Below are 17,934 nucleotides of genomic sequence, written 5' to 3'. Positions count from 1 at the left end.
AGTGCAGGACGACTACAACCGCCGCGCTATCGAGTACATCGAAGCGCTGGGAAGCGTCGAACAGATGGCCACGCCGGATCGAGAACTGATTAGCGAGTGGCGGGATTCCTGTTCAGGGCCATTACTGGACGCAGGCTGCGGGCCAGGTCACTGGACTGAATTATTGAGCCAGGATGGACGAGACGTCTTGGGTGTTGATTTGTCAGAGGAGTTCATTGGCCACGCGCGAGCCGCCTACCCCGATGTGAACTTCGAACGTGGTGATTTCAGACGGCTGCCATTGCAGTCTCACTCCCTTGGAGGCATCCTTGCGTGGTACTCGCTGATCCACACCGAACCCTCCGCTGTTCCCCAGATCCTTGAGGAGTTTGCTCGGGTGTTGAGGCCCGGTGGAAGTGCGCTCCTGGGATTCTTTGGCGGTACGGACGGCGAAGAATTCGACCACGCTGTGAGCCGCGCATATTTCTGGAGTCTTGAGGGGATGAGCAACGCTCTTAAAGCAGCGGGATTCAAGGTGGTTGAGTCTCACCAGAGAACTGTTCCGGGTAGCAGGCCACATGCCGCAGTGATTGCTCGCAGACCGGGTTTCTCCACCCCTTAGCTCAGAGACGGTTTCTAAGCACCGAGCCAGTCATCGATCGACGTGGTGGTTACTGTATGCGCGGAGTCGGCCGGGTTCCCGTGGTTGGTAGTAGCTGACAGAACTTGCATTCATGGGGAACGACGGCTCTCGGCGGGTTCTCGCAGGGTAGCTTCCGTTCACCAAGTATCGGGCGGGTGAGAAAGGATTAATGCCTTTCAGATATGCCCTCATTCTAGTTTTCAGAATTCTGGTCTTCCGGAGCCAGATCGGTCCTCAACCCCACTGCCCAGAGAACATCCAGAACACGGCCGACTTCGGCGCTGTATTTTCCCGCCTCAACCTCGACCAACCACTTGCGAGAGACACCAGCCTTGTCTGCTAGCGCAGCTTGGGTCAACCCGGAGTCCAGCCGTCGATTGCGAATCGCTGCGCCGAGTTCAGCAGCAGTTTGAATCCTCATGGCACCCCTGACCGACGTGTAACCGCTTGGTGACAATCTAGAGTGTAACCGTGCGGTGACTTATTGAAAAGACACCGCACGGTTACATCCCCAAAACGCGGGGAACCATCAATTGGATGACCGCACCCAATCGAGATCTGATTAGCCGGCGACAGGATTCCCGAGGTGTCATCGGTGTCGATCTGCCTGAAGAGCACTCAGGCTATTCAGCGGGTTGAACCTCGCTCTCGACAACCCACTTGTGATTCGTCATTTTCATCCCGTCCGTCTCCACGTCCACCATGTAAACGGTCTCATCGGTGGAGCTCTCGATGGTGGCCTCGGCTCCCTTCATCCCCGCCATGTGATCGGCGGTCAGCACGACTTCCGTACCATCCGCCAGGGGCGGTTCACCCGGGTCCTGTAGTTCTTCCTGGACAACCCACTTGTGATCGACCACGGGTTCGCCACCGTCGGTCGGCGTGTACGTCACCGAGTAAGCGGTCGTGTCGAAGGCACCCGTAATGGTGGCTTCGCTGCCCCGCATACCCGGCATGTGATCGGCAGTGAGGGTCACTGAGGAGCTCACGGGGTATGTCGGGTCGCTTACTTCCACGATTCCCTCAGGGGGAGGACCACCATTCGGGTTGTGCTGGTGCTCAGCACCACCCATTCCTTCATGCCCCTCATGACCCCCATGAGCACCGGACGCCTCATCAGCAGACTGCGACGACGTTGCGGTTGCCGTGGTGCCCGGCACTGAGGGCGTCTCTTCCTCCCCGGCGTCCGTGCCACCACAGGCAGTCAACGCCAAGGCAGCGGCCAGTGTCAGGCCAGGCAAAGTGATGGTGCGTTTCATGGTGGATCCTCCCAGTTGTTGGTTCGAGTTTCGGTGCGGGGTGCGGCATCGATGGGCAGCAACCCCGAGCGACTGAGCCGCGCGCCGAAAACCCGAACGGTTCCTCTCCTTCTTTTGTATACCCCTATGGGGTATTAATCAAGCAATGATTGCTCGCACATTGGACTTCTCAATGCTGTGGCTGGGTGCTGCCCCTACGCGCCGAGCCACTCATCGATCGTCGTGGTGGTCACGTGGGCGTCGGCCGGGATGAGGCCACCGTTGGCGATTCCGCGACCCAAGTACGGAGCCTCGCGAATGGTCTTCGGTTGCACGCCGTCGATCGAACCCTTGACAGCGAGAATCCGCCGGGCAAAGTTCGCCGCGGAATCCACCTGGGGTCCCCGAACAGCAACAATCTCGTTCCGAGCCGGGCGAGGTTCACTCACGAGATCCGCCATGTAAGTCACCACATCGCTCATCGCGGCAGGCGCCAGCAGCATGCTCGGCATGATCGACAGCGGCCCCTTGGTCACCCGATGGACGAGCACGGGGATCAGCTCGAACCACTGCGATGAGCGCACCGTGGTGGAGGGGATGTCAGCCTCTTGGTAAAAGCTCTCCTGTGCGGCCTTCCCTTGGTAATGGCCGTTTCGGTGGTTCACCTCGGGGTTAGTTGCGCCCGCAATGGACAGACACACGATCCTGCCGACGCCGTTCGCTTGCGCCGCCTGGACCACGTTTCGTGCCGCACGGGTGAAGAACTCGATCGACTTCTGCGCGCCGAGGGCATCAATGTGCAGTGCGTCGACCACGATGTCCACGCCGTCCAGGGCTCGCTCCAACCCCTCGGGTGACATTACGTCCACACCGTGGCTGCGACTGATGCGCACCACGTCATGACCCTGCTGTTCCAACTTGTCTGACAGGGCAGACCCGAAATTTCCACTGGCGCCCAACACCGCAATTTTGCTCATGCATCCACCCTAGCCACGCCCAACTGCGGGAGATAGGGGGCGGCAAACTCACCGTGGAACGAACCAAACGGCTACAACCGCGCGATCCGCTTGATGTCCTCCTGGAACTCGTGGACGACCTCCGCGGAGACCGTGGCGCGGGTTTGAGCGATGGCCTCCAGATAGTCCTCCGTCGTGGGTCCGGTAGCGCCAGGTGCGCGAACGGCGGCGGCGTCGGTCTTGGCGGCGTCGTCGACGTCGGCAGCTTCAGCTGCGGAACCATCCGAAGCGGCCCCGTAAACCGATTTCTCCAGCGCGTGCTGGGAAGCCTTGCGCGCCGAGAACTCGATATCCGCCGGGGAGAAGCCGTTCGACTTGGACACCAGCAGATCCAAATCAACATTTTCGGCGACCGATTCGGGGATGTAGCGCAGCCAAATGGCTTGGCGAGCAACGTCGTCGGGCAGGCCAATCGGGATGACGTAGTCGAAACGGCCATGGCGCAGGAAGGCCGAATCCAACGTGCGAATGAAGTTGGTGGCGCAAACCAGCAGTCGGCCGGGGCGGTCGCGGAATGCGGGAATGATTTTGAGTAGCTCGTTGGTCACCCCCTGCAGCGGCGACGGCGGATCGCCCTTGCGTTGCGCGGCAATTTCCTCGACCTCGTCGATGAAGACGACCGCGTGTTCCAGCTGCGAGATTTCCAGGAAGATCTCACGCAAGGCACCGGCCAGGCCCTTGGGATCGGCGGCGAGACGGGACGGGAAGACCTCAACGAACGGCCATTCCAGGCGAGAGGCAATGGCCTTGGCGAAGGTCGTCTTGCCGGTGCCGGGAGGCCCGAACAGCATGACCGCCCGGGGCGGCACCACGCCGTATTGCTGGGCGAGATCTGGATCGGCTAGCGGCAGCACCAGACGCCGTTCGAGCATTTCCTTCTCCCGCTGCATGCCACCCATGTTGTTCCACAGGTTTCGCGACAGCAGCCGACCGCCGAGCGCGTGGAGCAGTCCGATTTCTTGGCGCTGGATGGGGATTTCCCGCTCGAAGTAGCGAAGGTGTTTCTTGTCCAGGTAGCCAGCGTCCCCCAAAGCCTCCACGCGACGCTCGGAATCAGGCACCAGGATGGAGAGCCTGGTGAGACCAAGTGGCGCGAGTTTGCTTTCGACGGCGGCCAACAGCGCACTGCCGATGCCCTGGTCGAGCCACTGGCTGTCCACGCCGAAGAACACGATCCAACCTTGGTCATGCGCAGCGCGTGCGACGGCCGCGCCGACCACCACGTCGTCGTCCACGGCGACCACGGCTTGGTCCTCCTGGCATGACGCCAGGACTTCCGACAGGGCGTAAACGGGTTCCACGCCGGACAAGCGGGAACTCTCCCACAGGCGCAGAATCGAGTCCATGTCAGCGGGGTGGAAATCTCTGATATGCCACGTAGTCACCCGAGAACTCCTTCGTTCCGGTTGGTGAGTTGGAGGGCTTCATCATGACACGGGGCCTCGGCCGGCTGCTTTTACTCCCCCGTGAGCCCGTCGATGGATTCCCTGCTCAGGTCCACGTGTCCGTTGTGGCGGGCGTACTCCTCGATCATGTGGGTCAGGATCCAGCGGAGGTTGTGGGTTTCGCCGTGGCGTGTGGTTTTGCTTCTGGTGTCTAGGCCGCCCTCCGTGTAGGCACGTTCGGCGTTCCCCCGGGCCAGTGAGACACTCGTCTGCCAGTTCTCGACGAGATCGGCCGGGTCGTCGTGAATGGCGGTGTCGAACTCCCAATCCGGTGACGCCTCCCAATCCACGGATTCCCAGGGCTCGATGCCATCTTCAGCCCAGAGAACCTCCCTGACTGCAGGCGGTTCGGTTCTCGATGGTTCGTTGAGGACAAGCTGCCTCATCAGGGTTCATGGAAGGCTGTCATTCATGACCCCGTCCGAGATTACCTTCCGTCACGTTCCAGCGGGCAGCATCACACTCAAGAACGCGCGGGCCGGAGCCGTGCGCGACGTCGTCCTTGAGGCATTCCAGCTCGCCGAGACTCCCGTAACGGTCGGGCAATACGCTGGGGAGGCGGGCAATTCGAATGCGAATGAACCCGCCGCGCCCGTGACCTGGTTCGACGCGATCAGGTGGTGCAATGCGGCATCGGAAGCGAAATGCCTCTCGCCCGCGTACACGATCACCGATGACTGGGCGTTCTGGAATCCAGCCGCGGACGGCTATCGCCTACCCACCGACGCCGAATGGGAATTCGCATGCCGCGCGGGAACGACCGGCCCAACGTACGGCCCCCTCGCGGAGATTTCCTGGACCGAGACCGACGGCGTCGACTCACCTCAGCCCGTGGCCACCAAACAGCCCAATGACTTCGGCCTCTACGACATGCTCGGAAACGTGTGGGAATGGTGCTGGGACCTGACGGATCCCGCGCGATACCGGGGTTACCGAAGCCTTCGGGGCGGGGGCTGGGCTGATCCTTCGTGGAGCTGCCGGGCATCCGTTCGACGGGGAAGCGCGCCGGATGCCGTCATTGACGACGTCGGCTTTCGACCGGCCCGCGGCGCCGTCGGCGATCCCGGTGCCACCGACGCACAGGGGTGGTCCGATGTCGAGGACCGCGCTCGTGCGAAGCCCCGCGGACCCGTTCCGTTCGGCTGGACACCGCTCAAGGACTTTCCGACGAACCAGCTCTGATCGGGTCGACGAACGTCTCCTTTCCTTGCGGGTGCCACGGTGCTTGACTGGACTCCCAACCCCACAAGCTCTGGAGCTTCCCATGAGCGTCACGCATCAGACCCTTCACATCACTCAGGTCATTTCAGCACCCCTGGACACTGTGTGGGCGGCCTTCCAGGACACGTCCTCACGGTCGAAGTGGAGCGTCCCCAAGGGCGACGGGTTGGTCTACTCCACCGATGACTTCCGCCCCGGAGGCCGCGCCTCGTACCGCTGCGGCCCGTCCGGCGATCTCAATGTCGCGGGCGAGATCGGGTACGTCCAGATCCTTCCGCGCGAGTTGGTCGTCCACACCGACACGGTCACGACCGACGGCACGCTCCTCGCGACCGCGCTGGTCACCTGGACCTTCGAACCCCACGACGACGGCGCCCTGGTCACCATCGTTGATCAAGTGGCCTCGTTCGTGGGTCAGGACATGATCGATGGTCACCGGAACGGTCACACCAAAGCACTCGCGCAGTTGGCGGAGTTTCTGAGTGAGTAGCGGTACGAAGTGGATGGATGACCGGCCCAAAGCCGGTGCCCGCACCGGCGAATCACCGGTCGGGGCGGCGTCGGTTTGAAGGCCCCGAATTAAGCTCACGGCAGTGACATGAGTCCATGTATGAGGCGTAGCGTGGACACATGGGCGACGTAGTGAAGTTTCCGGCACCTGAAGCCTCGTCAGACCTGCTCTGGCGGGAGTCCGTGGGTGAGACGCTTCGTGAGGAGCGCCTCGACCGGGGCGAACGTATTGCAGATGTCGCGAGTCGCGCAGGGGTTGCGCCGCAGTACCTCTCGGAGATCGAGCGGGGTCGAAAAGACCCTTCGTCCGAGATCTTCAGTGCCGTGGCGGGCGCACTGGACCTGACCGTTGGTGAGGTCGCACGTCGTGCCGCGTCCAATGTTGATCGCGGTTCGCTGTGCCTCGCGGCCTGATCCACCTCAATGACGAGGGCGCTGCCCGACAATCTCGTCGATGACCCCGTACTCCAACGCCTTCTCGGCGGTGAGGATGAGGTCGCGTTCCGTGTCCTTCCGGATCTGTTCCCGAGTTTTCTGCGTGTGCCGGGCCAGGATTTCTTCGAGCATCGTGCGCACACGTTCAATTTCATCGGCTTCGAGAATGAGGTCGGGGACCGCTCCGCGCCCTTCCGCGGCGGGAGCGTGAATGACCACGCGCCCGTGGGGCAGCATAGATCTCCCACCGGGTGTTCCCCCGGCAAGAATGACTGCGGCGGTGGACCCGGCCTCTCCCACGCACGTGGTGTACACGTCGCATCGCACGTAATTCATGGCATCGTAGATCGCCAGCATGGCTGGGATCGAACCGCCCGGTGAGTTGATGTAGAGCTGAATGGGCTGGTCGGGCTTATCTGCTTCCAGGTGGATGAGCTGAGCGATGATTGCGTTGGCCACGCCATCATCAATCGCCGTGCCCAGGTAAACGATCCGCTCTTCAAGAAGTCTCGAGTACACGTCGACCGTGCGGTCTCCCTGCGGGCTATGGGTGGTGACGTAGGGGATGGTGTAAGTGCTCATGAGCCTTTTCCTGCCGTGGAAGGTTCGAGGTTCGACACAAGGTCGTCCAGCCCCGTGACCACATGGTCGATGAACCCGTATTCAAGAGCCTCTTGGGCATCGAACCACCGGTCACGCCTTGAGTCCTGTTCGATCACATCGCGGTCTTGACCGGTGTCCTGGGCGACCAGCGAAAGAACAGTGTCACGGGTGTGACGGAGGTCGTCAGCTTGGATTGCGATGTCCATGGCCGTACCGGCTATCCCCGATGAACCCTGATGGAGCAGCACCTTGGAATGTTCCATCGCGTAACGCTTACCAGGGGCGCCAGAGGACAAGAGGAATTGCCCGGCGCTGTAGGCCATTCCGAGATTGATCGTGGCAACGTCGCACGGGATGGCCCGCATGCAGTCGCGAATCGCGAGCATTCCGGGCACCGAGCCACCCGGGGAGTTGATGAGCAACGTGATGTCTGCTCGGGGATCCTTGGCCGCTAAAAGGATGAGCCCATTGCAGAGACGGTTCGAGTTCCACCCCTCCAATGGCTCCCCGAGGAGCAGGATCCGACGCTCGAACAGTTGCCGGTACATTTCTTCGTCAAGCGTGCTCCCGGCCGGAGCAGCAGTAGTTTCAGTCATGCGTCAAGCTTGTCCGCTCTCATGGCCGCCCGGCCCTGGTGCTGCCGTGGGCAGCGCTGCTCACAGCAGCGTGGCCGGTCCGTCACCACGAGCGCTGAACATTTGTGGCAGTGGTTCGCCCGCCAGCTATGGGTTTTTCTACGATCCTCTGCCCGAAATGGCGTCGGCCTCCACCAGCGCGCGAAGCTCTGCCCCGGATGTCCGAACTAGCCCGCACTGTGGCCCACTCTAGTGACCGGATCTACATAATAGGTAGACTGGTCTACCTATTATGAAGGAGACGTTCATGACACCCCAGCCATCACACTCTGCAGCCCGGAAACCGTCGGCTCGTCACCGGATCCTCCACGCAGCCGCTCAACGGTTCTATGCGGACGGCATCAACGCCACCGGCATTGACCGGATCACCGCGCAGGCCGGGGTGGCGAAGATGAGCCTGTACAACAACTTTTCCTCCAAAGCGGATCTCGTCGAGGCCTACGTTGAGGCCAGGCATCAAGAGTGGCTCGCGCTGTATCGAGCTCGTGCAGCTAAGGTCAGCACGCCCCAGGAACAGATCCTCGCGGTATTCGACGCCTACATCGACCACGCGAGCACCGGGTACGAACACGGCTTTCGAGGCTGTGGCCTTCTCAATGCTGCTGCGGAACTTCCCGTCGGCGATCCCGGCCGGGAGATCGTGCGCCGCCACAAGGAGTACGTGGAGGGGCTGCTGGTCGAACAGCTACGCCTCCTGACCGACAACGATTCCGCCGCTGAAGTGGGCGAACACTTGAGCTACCTCCTCGAAGGAGCCATGGCCCGATCTGGCTTGGAGGGCGAACCGAGCCGACTGCGCCGAGCCCGGGCGATCGCCGTCGGCATGCTCGCAGATCTGAACCGAACCCGATGAAGGGAACGACGAGCGGCGTAGTCGCCATTCTGGTCACCGCCTTTTTGTGGGGCACCACCGGGACAGCGGCGACCTTCGCTCCGGACGCAGGCCCGCTCGCCATCGGCGCGGCCGCCCTTGGCATCGGTGGATTGCTCCAGGCCGCCATCGCCCTCCCCTCCCTGAAACGCGCCCGCCAAGATTTACGCTCACACACGGGTCTGATCGCCGCGGGAGCCGTGGCCGTGGCCATTTACCCGCTCGCGTTCTACAGCTCAATGCACTTGGCGGGCGTGGCCATCGGCACGGTGGTCTCGCTGGCCTCGGCGCCGCTGGCCTCTGGAATCCTAGAGCTCATCCTGGAGCGCAAACCGTTGAGTGGCTGGTGGATGATGGCGGCTGCCCTGGGCATCGCAGGTAGTGCGATGTTGTGTGTGGCCAAGGCCGATCAACCAACGGCGTCAGCCTCGGACACACTCTTCGGCATCGGACTTGGTCTGATCGCCGGCATCACCTATGCCCTGTATTCCTGGGTGGTCCACCGCCTGATCTCTCGTGAGATTGGACGCGCGGCAGCAATGGGCGCCGTCTTCGGGTTCGGTGGAGCGCTCTTGATACCCGTCCTCTTGCTCACCGGCGCACCCCTGCTCGCTTCAACCGAATCGTTCACCGTGGCCGCATACATGGCGCTGATACCGATGTTCCTCGGCTACTACCTATTCGGACTCGGGCTCAAACGTGTTCGCCCCAGCACCGCCACGACACTCACCCTGATCGAGCCCGCCGTCGCGGCGCTCCTGGCGGTCGTCGTGGTGGGCGAGCAACTCACGACCCTCGGCTGGGCAGGTCTTGCAGTTCTCGCCGTCGCCCTAGTAGTCCTGGGCGTAGCGCCCACCAACTCCGACGACGCCGCTCCGGCCGCCCCATCGCGCGAAGACCCTGCAGTCGCCGCACCGCGGCTCTGACCTCGATGCTGGGGAAACGGAGCCCCCGGGCGAATCGTCACCCTCGACATGGGGCGTACATTTTTTTGTACGGAGGTGTTCCATGAAGACTATGAATTATTCGGAGTCACGGGCTCGCTATGCGGAAGTCTTGGATTCAGTCATCGATGACCGGGAGGAGGTCATTGTGACTCGTTCTGGCCATGAGCCGGTCGTGATTGTCTCGTTGGATGAGTACAACTCCCTGAAAGAGACGGCCTACCTAATGCGTTCCCCTGAGAACGCTCGACGACTTCTTAATTCCATGGAGGAGCTGGAGGCTGGACGCGGCACATCACACGAACTTCTGAATGAGAACTAATCATGAGACTTGTCTGGTCCGAGTCGGCCTGGGATGAGTACTTATGGTGGCAACGTCAAGACCGGAAGATCCTCAAACGGATTAATCTTCTCATCCAAGACATCGTGCGAAATGGCAATGAGGATATCGGGAAACCCGAGCCCTTGCGCTATGACTTTGCTGGCTACTGGTCGCGCAGAATCACGGAAGAGCATCGTCTCGTATACAAGGTGACTAACGACGACGTCTTGATTGCCACATGCAGGTATCACTACGGGTAGCCCGCGACTCCTTGAAAGCGAATCTCGATCTCCGCTACTTCGGGTCGATTCCTCGGTTGATGAGAACGTAGAAGAGCAAACCGGCAGCAATCAAGATTGCAAAGACAATCGATGAAGCTGTGTCATTGATGGCTCCAGCGACCCTCAGCATGAGCGTTCCGATACCCAGAAGGACCACGAGGAAAGCCGGGATAAACGGTCTGATCGCGCTAGGAATGCCGCGCTCAGCATCTACATTCGCTGCTCGTTGATCGGGCTCCATACCCCATGCCATCAGTCTCTCGCCCGCTGCGCAAGGGGCAATTGTCGGTTCTTATACGAACGTGTTCGAATTCCTACATGCCACCATGGACAAACATGCGATTCATCGAATGGGCCCTACTGGCCAGCACAGCTCTCTCCATCGGCCTCCTCCGCACCAGGCCTTGGGTTCACGCTGCTTTTCGCCTTCGTAATTGCCCTGATCTTGGCCACCATCATGGCCCGATTCCTTCGAGGCCAAGTTCCTGACACGCCCGAGGATCTGACGTGATCATCAAGCGATATCGGCGGAGCCGCTCTTCAATATCATCCCTAGTGGAACTTGTGTTCACCAACTTTCCAGCACAGGGTGGAAACATCTCACACCGTTAGACCACCCTGCATCAACGCCAACAAGTCCTATGGGGGAATTTTCATGGCAACTACCGAAACACCCACAGAAACACGCCAGATCGTCCTGGCCTCGCGACCGCACGGAACACCCACGGACGAGAACTTCCGTCTCGAAACAGCGGCGATCCCCACCCTTAAGTCCGGGCAGATTCTCGTGCAGAACGAAGTGATGTCCGTTGACCCGTACATGCGCGGCCGCATGAACGACGCCAAGTCCTACATCCCGCCGTTCCAGATCGACGAACCACTGGAAGGCACCGCGGTAGGCACCGTGATCGCGTCCGAATCCGACAGCATCAAGGTGGGCGATCACGTCTCGCACATGCTGGGATGGCGCGAATTCTCGGTGGTCGACGACGACGCCGCGACCGTCGTCGACGTCGAGGCCGCCTCCCCGTCCAAGTACCTCGGCATCCTCGGAATGCCCGGCCTCACCGCCTACGTGGGGCTCACGGAGATCGCGAAGTTCAAGAAGGGTGACGTCGTGTTCGTCTCGGGCGCTGCCGGCGCCGTCGGCTCCGCTGTCGGCCAGATCGCCAAGGCGCTGGGGGCGTCCAAGGTGATCGGGTCTGCGGGTTCCGCCGAGAAGATCGCCCGCATAAAGGAACTGGGGTTCGACGAGGCCTTCAACTACAAGGACGGGGACGTCGCCGAGTCGCTGACCAAGGCCGCGCCCGACGGGATTGACGTGTATTACGACAACGTGGGCGGCGATCACCTTCAAGCGGCAATCGGGGCACTGCGCAAGTATGGGCGCGTGGCGATGTGCGGCGCCGTTTCGCAGTACAACAACACTGAGCCGGAGCCCGGCCCGAACAACTTGTTCCTAGCGGTCGGCAAGGAGCTGAATCTGCGCGGGTTCATCGTGGGCAACCACTACGACCTGGCCGAGGAGTTCCACAAGCACGCCATCGAATGGCTACAGGACGGCACTCTCCAGGCGGATGAGACATTCCGCGACGGACTGGAAAACGCGCCGCAGGCGTTCATCGACCTGCTCGGCGGCGCGAACACTGGAAAGATGGTTGTGCGGTTGTAATACGCGCGCCTCGACATCTGAGGCTGAGCTTCGCATGAAATCGGCGCACCGGCCTGCGATGCTCAGCCACAGATGACAGGGGCCTTCTGCACAAGGCGACGCCGCCCACAAACGTCGCGCGCGGCGTCGCCCGGAAACTTATGGCAACTGGATACCCTGGGCGAAGTTGTGTGGCTACAGTCACAGGGCGCTTCCACTTTCTTGTTCACGGAAGGGCACGTACTCGTCGTCGAAGGAGTCGGCATGCGCGCTGCCACGGGGCAGGAAACCACGTTCGCCAAGCACAAAGACCCGTACATCCTGGACCAGGCTCACATCCAAGAGCCTCCCACAAGATTTGGGCAGAGACTCAAGTTTCTCGGCCCGGGCATGATCACAAGTGCCGCCGTTGTTGGCTCCGGTGAGCTACTCACCGCCACCGCGCTGGGCGCGCAAGTCGGCTTCATGTTGTTCTGGCTAGTCCTGGTTTCCACCTTTGTGAAGGTCTGGGTGCAGGTTGAGTTAGCTCGCTGGTCCATTTCCACCGGCAAGGCAGCCATTACCGGGTACAACCAGGTGCCGCCGAAAATTGCGGGCCGGGGTTGGATGGCCTGGCTCGTACTGTTCATGTTCTTACAGTTCCTGATTGGGCAAGCAGGCGTCATTGGCGGGGCGGCACTGGCGTTCTCCATGCTTTTCCCCATCGGGGGAGACCCCTTCTCCTTCATATCCATCAGCCTCTGGGTTGCGATCCTGGTAGTGATCGCGATTGCGATCCACCTGGCGAATCGGTACGAGATCGTAGAAAACATCTCCACAGTGCTCGTCATGCTGGTGACGCTCTTCGCCGTAGCCATGGTGTTCCTGATCCAATTCACCGAATACAGCTGGAGCCTGGGCGACCTGGGAGACGGGCTACGTTTCCAGGTTGCCGCCGGTGCCATGGGCGTGGCTCTGGCAATGTTCGGAATGACGGGTGTGGGTGCCGGTGAAATCACGGCCTACACCTACTGGGTGGTTGAAAAGGGTTATGCGGCCTGGTCCGGACCCAATGATGGGACACAGGCTTGGGTTGATCGGGCACGCGGATGGATCCGTGTCATGAAATTGGACGCCTGGGTTTCGTGGATCATCTACACGATCTCCACCATGGCGTTCTACATGCTGGGAGCCGCAGTCCTGCATCCGCAGCCCGACTTGCGACCCAAGGGCAACGAGGTCATGACCGTGATCTCGAGCATTTTCGAAACCGCCGTCGGACAGTGGGGCGGAGTTCTCTTCCTCATTGGGGCAGGAGTGGCCCTCTTCAAGACCATCCTGGCCAACGTCCCCAGCCTGGGCCGGCAGGTAGCGAATACCCTGGCTGTATTCGGCGCCTTCGACTGGACCAACATGGTGACTCGTGACAAGTGGATGAAGATCATCATGGTCGTCCTCCCCATCACGTGGGGCACCCTGGCCATATTCGCCGCCAACCCCCTTGAGCTCGTGATCATTGCCGGAATCCTGAATGCCTTGTTCTTGATCGGTGTGGCAATTTCCACCATTTACCTGTCTCGAACCCAAACGGACCCCCGGGTCAAGGACGGCTCGTTCTTTACTGTCATGCTGCTGATCTCCGCGCTGTCGATCATCGCAGTGGGGGTTCTGTCATTCCGTGATGTCTGGACTCAGATCACCAACTTGTTCGGCTAAAGGTCTCAGCTACCGGGCCTGAAATAACCGTTCAAACTCTCAAGGGATATGACGTGAAAGCTGTAGTTGTCCACCAAGCCAACGACCTGCGCATCGACGAAATAGATCGCCCGGTCTGCGGCCCAGACGATGTTCTTGTGGCTATGGAATGGGGCGGCATCTGCGGTTCCGACGTGGCCTATGTTCGATCCGGAGTGTCCGGTACCGCAGTACTTCAAGATCCCCTCATCTTGGGCCATGAAGTCGCGGGACACATTGTGGAGCTCGGCAGGAACGTGGTCGATCTGGGCACGCTCCGAACCGGCCAGCGCGTTTCCATTCATCCGGCGACTCTCGCCGGAAAACACACGATGATCCCCGCTGTGGCAGATCGGACCAATCTCTGGCCCGAGGTTCGCTACTTCGGCTCCGCGGCCTTCCAACCGCACGAGCAAGGCGCATTCTCCGAGTTCCGGCTGGTCCGGCCTGACCAGATCAGACCGCTCCCGGATGGCGTCAGCACCAAAGAAGGTGCTTTGGCCGAACCTTTCAGGGTAGCGATTCACGCGGTCAATCGCGCCGGATCCGTGGCTGACAAATCCGTACTCGTGAATGGGTGCGGACCCATTGGCGCACTCGCCGTAGCGGCAGCCAAGGCGCAAGGTGCCAAGGACATCTACGCCGCAGATCTGAGTCAAGCGTCGTTGGAGATCGCAGAACGCATGGGCGCCGACCACCTCGTGGACGTCGCCCAGGGCGAAAAGCTTCCGAGCGACGTCGACGCCGCCATAGAAGCATCGGGTGCCCCACGAGCACTCGGAGGTGTCATCGCGGCCGTGCGGCGCGGGGGTGTGCTGGTTCAGGTCGGAAATCTTCCCGCTGGCGAGGTCAGTGCTGCCCTGGGGAATATCGTGACGCGAGAGATCGACTACCGCGGCTCTTACCGATTCGTCGACGAGATCACTGAGGCGATCAGACTCATGGATGGGCACGTCGATGTATCACCCCTCATGACCCATGAATTCAACCTGGCTGAGGCACGCGATGCATTTCGAATCGCTGCCGACCGTGCCTCCGGCTCCAGCAAGGTGATGCTGCGGCTCAGCTAAAACTGCTCGCTGTCCGGAGCGGGCATCCCTGCCCCACTGTATGGTTTACATCACATGCAGAGGGAGCGTCTCATGCCCATCTACGAGTTCCGGTGCACGCAGTGCGGTGACTTCGAAGCAACTCATCCGATGTCGACCGCCCCGAAAAAACAGCCGTGCCCTGTTTGCGGCGAGGACGCCAGGAAACTGTTCTCGCCCGCCAATTTGTCCACGCTCAACTCGCCCCGGGCGCGCGCTATCGATAGCGCCGCTCGGACCGCGGAGACACCCGACGTCGTGAGTGGCCCCGTAGGACGCGGCCGCCCGACACCCACAACGAACGACCCGCGACATCTCAAACTGCCGCGGCCCTGAATCGCCTTGATTCCACGGCCGCGTCCCTACTGGTCACGGCCGGTAACCGGAAGGACGCAGGTCATGCCAGAGGTCATATTCCCACTCGATTCATCCCAACCCTTCACATCGCAGGAGAAGATCGGGCACAACCGGTGGCACCCGGATATCCCGCCGATCGCAACGCTCAAGCGTGGTGAGAGCTACCGAATCGACTGTCGCGAGTGGTTCGACGGCGCCATCAAGAACGATGATTCCGCAGACGACATCCGTGATGCACCCCTGAACAAGGTGCATGCGCTCTCCGGGCCGTTCGCCGTCGAAGGCGCCGAGCCGGGTGATCTCCTGATCGTCGACATTCTGGACGTTGGACCCATCCCACAGGAGCAGGGTGCACTGGCCGGTCAGGGCTGGGGGTACACCGGCATCTTCGCCCAGAAGAACGGCGGCAGCTTTTTGGTGGACCAGTTCCCCGATGCTTATAAGGCCGTATGGGATTTCCAGGGTGGCGAGTGCACCTCCAGACACATTCCCGGAGTGCGATTCACGGGGATTACTCACCCGGGTTTGATGGGCACAGCACCATCGGCGGATCTGCTGAAGAAATGGAACAAACGAGAGGGCGATCTGATCGCCACGGAGCCAAACCGAGTACCTCCGCTCGCCCTGCCGCCGGAACCCGACTCGGCAATCCTGGGTACGCTCAGCGGCTCGGACTTCGACCGAGTTGCTTCGGAAGCTGCTCGTACTGCCCCGCCGCGCGAGAACGGCGGCAATCAGGACATCAAGAACTTCACCAAGGGTTCGCGGGTGTTCTATCCGGTCTTCGTCTCGGGTGGGCATCTGTCCATGGGCGACCTGCACTTCTCCCAGGGAGACGGTGAAATCACCTTCTGCGGTGGCATTGAGATGGGCGGTTTCATCGACATCCATGTAGATGTGATCAAGGACGGCATGGACACTTACGGCGTCAGCGAGAACGCCATCTTCATGCCGGGCCGCAACGGTCCGGTTTACTCGGAGTGGCTTGCGTTCTCCGGCACCTCGGTCACGCTCGACGGCGAGCAGCGCTACCTGGATTCGCAGCTCTCCTACCAACGCGCGATCCTTCACGCGATCGACTACCTGTCCAAGTTCGGTTATTCCAAGGAACAGGCCTATCTGCTACTCGGTGCGGCACCGATCGAGGGTCGTTTCTCGGGTGTGGTCGACATTCCGAACTCATGCGCCACGGTCTATATCCCGACCGAGATCTTCGACTTCGATGTGCGCCCCTCCGCGTCCGCACCCTTCCAGATCGATCCCGGCATGGGAGCGCCCAAGTCGCTGAACCCGGGGTGACGTTTATTCGAGCACGTGGGCGCGGGCGGTGATGGCACGATCATTGCGGTCATCACCGCTCTCCCTAGCCCTGCCCCACCAAGTACACGAGCACACCCCACCCGTTGATGATCAGATGAGCCAAGATCACCATGGTCAGGTTTCGGTAGCGCCACCACAGCACGCCCAAGAACCACCCGAGACATCCTTGAATGGCAATCACTCGCGCAACGTCCAACCACAAGTCCCCGGTGCCGTGGCTTCCCAGGTGCATCAGCCCGAACAGCACAGACGTCACGCCGATGCCCGCCCATGCTCCCAGGGTCGCCTCCAAACGAGTCTGCAGCCATCGACGGAAGAACAGTTCCTCACCGATGCCTGCGGTGATTGCTGTGACCAGTGCGGCCGTGATGAGGAGACTCGTATCGACATCTCCCGGGTCATACGGCGGATTCCACGGTGCCACCTCGGACAAGTAGAACCAGACTGCAAGAACCAGCACGGGCGCCCACCATCGCCACGCACCGCGCCGGGTTTCGATCCTCACGGACCCTCGCACCACCAGAAGCAGCACGGCGGGGAGAAGCATCAGCAGCACGAACTTGCCGAGAATATAGCCCTCCCCCTGTAACGGCAGCAGAATCGTGGCGAGGACAAAGACGGCCAGCAGCACTGGAAGCGCGGCCGTTGTCACCAGCAGTCGACCACGCTTCACAGGCACCACAGGCATGGGGGCCGCCCGCCATGGGAGCACAAGGGTCAACGCAATACCCACTAACGAGGGCCCAATGTTCACCCAGTTCGACAGCGTGGGTGCATTGGCGTCCGCGGAGACGGTAGTCCCTTCCGGCATAGTCACCATCAGCGTGACGATGCTCGCGACGGTCACCATCGAACAGGCCACGAACAATGCTCGGCCGAACCACTTCGGTGCCCATGCGGCCGTCGTCGCAGGCGCTCCGGTGACACGCTTCGGTTGTTGATCACGCTCAAAGTTCGAGGTCACGGATCCGAAACTAGCACCCTCGTGCTACTTCGACCATGGCCACCAGAGCTCTCTCACTCGCCTCGACATTTATGGCACGGGTCCGCAGCGTTTCGCCCCGCCAGCCTGCGATCCTCGGCCCCAGATGTCGCCGTCCGACCACACACCCAACCCGCACAAAAAGGCGACGCCGCCCGCGAAAGTCGCGAGCGGCGTCGTCGTCAATCTCTATGAAGGTGAGATCAACCCTTCTTGACCGTGATCTGCCAGCTGGCGTCGCCGGTTTCGACGAAGTCGGTGACCTCGTGGCCCTCGGTGGCGGCCCACTGGGGGATGACCTCGGTGGCCTGGGTGCAATCGAAGTCGATGACCAGGTGGTCGCCGGACTGCAGGGTCTTCATGACGTCCTTGGCCTCGATCAGCGGGAACGGGCAGACCGCACCCAGCGAGTCGAGGGCGTAGTAACCGTCGCCCAGATCCTTGAGCTTTTTGGACGGCGACAGGGACGGATCCTTGACCATCAGCGCGGACGGCGCCGCGGCGAAACCGGAGAACGCGTTGGTGTTCTGCGGGCTCTTGGACGGGGTCGCGTCGATGGAGTTACCGGACGGGTTCTCGTTGAGAACGTTGTGGTCCAGGCTCTCATCGGTGGAGTAGGTCACGGTGTCCTGAGCCTCGGCGGCGGGCTGCGCAGCGGAGGGCTTGAGCCAGAGCTTGGT

General features: G+C 61.3%; 23 protein-coding genes and 1 pseudogene. 15 read left to right on the top strand and 9 right to left on the bottom strand.

Going from position 1 to position 17,934, the window contains the following annotated elements; all coding sequences use genetic code 11:
- Position 1: 1 nt before the first annotated feature.
- Positions 2-601, top strand: a complete 600-nt coding sequence (locus EWV37_RS09395; protein ID WP_238663192.1) for a class I SAM-dependent methyltransferase — start codon at positions 2-4, stop codon at positions 599-601.
- A 214-nt stretch (positions 602-815) separates the two neighbouring features.
- Here the strand turns inward: EWV37_RS09395 and EWV37_RS09390 are convergent, their stop codons facing one another.
- The 5 genes from EWV37_RS09390 to EWV37_RS09370 all read right to left on the bottom strand — a co-directional run bounded on the left by EWV37_RS09390 (position 816) and on the right by EWV37_RS09370 (position 4,707).
- On the bottom strand, positions 816-1,043 hold the full coding sequence (locus tag EWV37_RS09390) for a helix-turn-helix domain-containing protein (RefSeq protein WP_095797076.1): 228 nt from the start codon (positions 1,041-1,043) through the stop codon (positions 816-818).
- A gap of 202 nt (positions 1,044-1,245) precedes the next feature.
- Positions 1,246-1,881: a YdhK family protein gene (locus EWV37_RS09385; protein ID WP_095797077.1), complete on the bottom strand. Its 636-nt coding sequence runs from the start codon at positions 1,879-1,881 to the stop codon at positions 1,246-1,248.
- Between the two features lie 194 nt (positions 1,882-2,075).
- Positions 2,076-2,837 (bottom strand): SDR family oxidoreductase, encoded by a 762-nt coding sequence (locus EWV37_RS09380; protein ID WP_129701266.1) that lies wholly within the window; start codon positions 2,835-2,837, stop codon positions 2,076-2,078.
- Positions 2,838-2,908: 71 nt separating this feature from the next.
- Entirely contained in the window at positions 2,909-4,261 is a 1,353-nt protein-coding gene (locus EWV37_RS09375; RefSeq protein ID WP_095797079.1) for an ATP-binding protein, read from the bottom strand.
- A 71-nt stretch (positions 4,262-4,332) separates the two neighbouring features.
- Positions 4,333-4,707, bottom strand: coding sequence for a mycothiol transferase (locus EWV37_RS09370; protein ID WP_238663191.1), 375 nt, complete (start codon positions 4,705-4,707; stop codon positions 4,333-4,335).
- A 25-nt stretch (positions 4,708-4,732) separates the two neighbouring features.
- On the opposite strand from EWV37_RS09370, the gene EWV37_RS09365 reads away from it, so the two are divergent.
- From EWV37_RS09365 to EWV37_RS09355, 3 genes are all read left to right on the top strand, one after another.
- Positions 4,733-5,503 (top strand): formylglycine-generating enzyme family protein, encoded by a 771-nt coding sequence (locus EWV37_RS09365; protein WP_129701263.1) that lies wholly within the window; start codon positions 4,733-4,735, stop codon positions 5,501-5,503.
- 82 nt (positions 5,504-5,585) lie between these two features.
- Complete coding sequence (locus tag EWV37_RS09360; protein WP_158222910.1) at positions 5,586-6,032, top strand: SRPBCC domain-containing protein; 447 nt, start codon at positions 5,586-5,588, stop codon at positions 6,030-6,032.
- A 140-nt stretch (positions 6,033-6,172) separates the two neighbouring features.
- The gene (locus EWV37_RS09355) at positions 6,173-6,466 is read left to right on the top strand and encodes a helix-turn-helix domain-containing protein (RefSeq protein WP_095797083.1); all 294 of its coding nucleotides are present in this window, start codon (positions 6,173-6,175) and stop codon (positions 6,464-6,466) included.
- A 6-nt stretch (positions 6,467-6,472) separates the two neighbouring features.
- Here EWV37_RS09355 and EWV37_RS09350 read toward each other — a convergent pair whose 3' ends face one another.
- Both EWV37_RS09350 and EWV37_RS09345 read right to left on the bottom strand, forming a co-directional pair.
- Positions 6,473-7,069 carry a ClpP family protease gene (locus EWV37_RS09350; RefSeq protein ID WP_129701260.1) on the bottom strand — a complete coding sequence of 199 codons (597 nt, stop codon included), beginning with the start codon at positions 7,067-7,069 and terminating at the stop codon, positions 6,473-6,475.
- The gene (locus EWV37_RS09345) at positions 7,066-7,686 is read right to left on the bottom strand and encodes a ClpP family protease (protein WP_129701258.1); all 621 of its coding nucleotides are present in this window, start codon (positions 7,684-7,686) and stop codon (positions 7,066-7,068) included. Before EWV37_RS09345 ends, EWV37_RS09350 begins: the two co-directional genes overlap by 4 nt.
- 286 nt (positions 7,687-7,972) lie before the next feature.
- Here EWV37_RS09345 and EWV37_RS09340 point away from each other — a divergent pair, with 286 nt between their 5' ends.
- The 10 genes and pseudogenes from EWV37_RS09340 (at position 7,973) to fmdA (ending at position 16,251) form a co-directional block, all read left to right on the top strand.
- Positions 7,973-8,578: a TetR/AcrR family transcriptional regulator gene (locus EWV37_RS09340; protein ID WP_129701256.1), complete on the top strand. Its 606-nt coding sequence runs from the start codon at positions 7,973-7,975 to the stop codon at positions 8,576-8,578.
- Entirely contained in the window at positions 8,575-9,522 is a 948-nt protein-coding gene (locus EWV37_RS09335) for a DMT family transporter (RefSeq protein WP_129701254.1), read from the top strand. The genes EWV37_RS09340 and EWV37_RS09335 overlap by 4 nt, the downstream gene beginning before the upstream one ends.
- Before the next feature lie 82 nt (positions 9,523-9,604).
- A complete protein-coding gene (locus EWV37_RS09330) occupies positions 9,605-9,862 on the top strand; it encodes a type II toxin-antitoxin system Phd/YefM family antitoxin (RefSeq protein ID WP_095797088.1) in 258 nt (85 codons plus the stop codon).
- 2 nt (positions 9,863-9,864) lie between these two features.
- A complete protein-coding gene (locus tag EWV37_RS09325; RefSeq protein WP_095797089.1) occupies positions 9,865-10,122 on the top strand; it encodes a Txe/YoeB family addiction module toxin in 258 nt (85 codons plus the stop codon).
- Positions 10,123-10,798: 676 nt separating this feature from the next.
- Positions 10,799-11,815, top strand: coding sequence for an NADP-dependent oxidoreductase (locus EWV37_RS09315; protein ID WP_129701250.1), 1,017 nt, complete (start codon positions 10,799-10,801; stop codon positions 11,813-11,815).
- 243 nt (positions 11,816-12,058) lie between these two features.
- The gene (locus tag EWV37_RS09310) at positions 12,059-13,489 is read left to right on the top strand and encodes an Nramp family divalent metal transporter (protein ID WP_129701248.1); all 1,431 of its coding nucleotides are present in this window, start codon (positions 12,059-12,061) and stop codon (positions 13,487-13,489) included.
- A 143-nt stretch (positions 13,490-13,632) separates the two neighbouring features.
- Positions 13,633-13,920: pseudogene (locus EWV37_RS15705) on the top strand (alcohol dehydrogenase catalytic domain-containing protein); the annotation flags it as partial.
- 135 nt (positions 13,921-14,055) lie between these two features.
- On the top strand, positions 14,056-14,577 hold the full coding sequence (locus EWV37_RS15700; RefSeq protein WP_238663203.1) for a zinc-binding dehydrogenase: 522 nt from the start codon (positions 14,056-14,058) through the stop codon (positions 14,575-14,577).
- Between the two features lie 54 nt (positions 14,578-14,631).
- Positions 14,632-14,931, top strand: a complete 300-nt coding sequence (locus EWV37_RS09300; protein ID WP_338032821.1) for an FmdB family zinc ribbon protein — start codon at positions 14,632-14,634, stop codon at positions 14,929-14,931.
- A 63-nt stretch (positions 14,932-14,994) separates the two neighbouring features.
- Positions 14,995-16,251, top strand: a complete 1,257-nt coding sequence (fmdA, locus tag EWV37_RS09295; protein ID WP_129701244.1) for a formamidase — start codon at positions 14,995-14,997, stop codon at positions 16,249-16,251.
- 64 nt (positions 16,252-16,315) lie between these two features.
- On the opposite strand, the gene EWV37_RS09290 is transcribed toward fmdA, so the two are convergent.
- Positions 16,316-16,960: a CPBP family intramembrane glutamic endopeptidase gene (locus tag EWV37_RS09290; protein ID WP_238663190.1), complete on the bottom strand. Its 645-nt coding sequence runs from the start codon at positions 16,958-16,960 to the stop codon at positions 16,316-16,318.
- Between the two features lie 58 nt (positions 16,961-17,018).
- Between EWV37_RS09290 and EWV37_RS09285 the strand changes: the two genes are divergently transcribed.
- Positions 17,019-17,213 carry a hypothetical protein gene (locus EWV37_RS09285; protein ID WP_129701242.1) on the top strand — a complete coding sequence of 65 codons (195 nt, stop codon included), beginning with the start codon at positions 17,019-17,021 and terminating at the stop codon, positions 17,211-17,213.
- Positions 17,214-17,457: 244 nt separating this feature from the next.
- On the opposite strand, the gene EWV37_RS15695 is transcribed toward EWV37_RS09285, so the two are convergent.
- The gene (locus EWV37_RS15695; protein ID WP_238663201.1) at positions 17,458-17,691 is read right to left on the bottom strand and encodes a sulfurtransferase TusA family protein; all 234 of its coding nucleotides are present in this window, start codon (positions 17,689-17,691) and stop codon (positions 17,458-17,460) included.
- Positions 17,692-17,934: the final 243 nt, after the last annotated feature.

Origin of the sequence: Kocuria carniphila (assembly GCF_004136555.1) — a bacterium.
In the GTDB taxonomy this organism is placed as follows: Bacteria; Actinomycetota; Actinomycetes; order Actinomycetales; family Micrococcaceae; genus Kocuria; species Kocuria carniphila.
The sequence above is the reverse complement of the archived record's forward strand: the minus strand, read 5'-3'. Positions and strand labels throughout refer to the sequence as shown.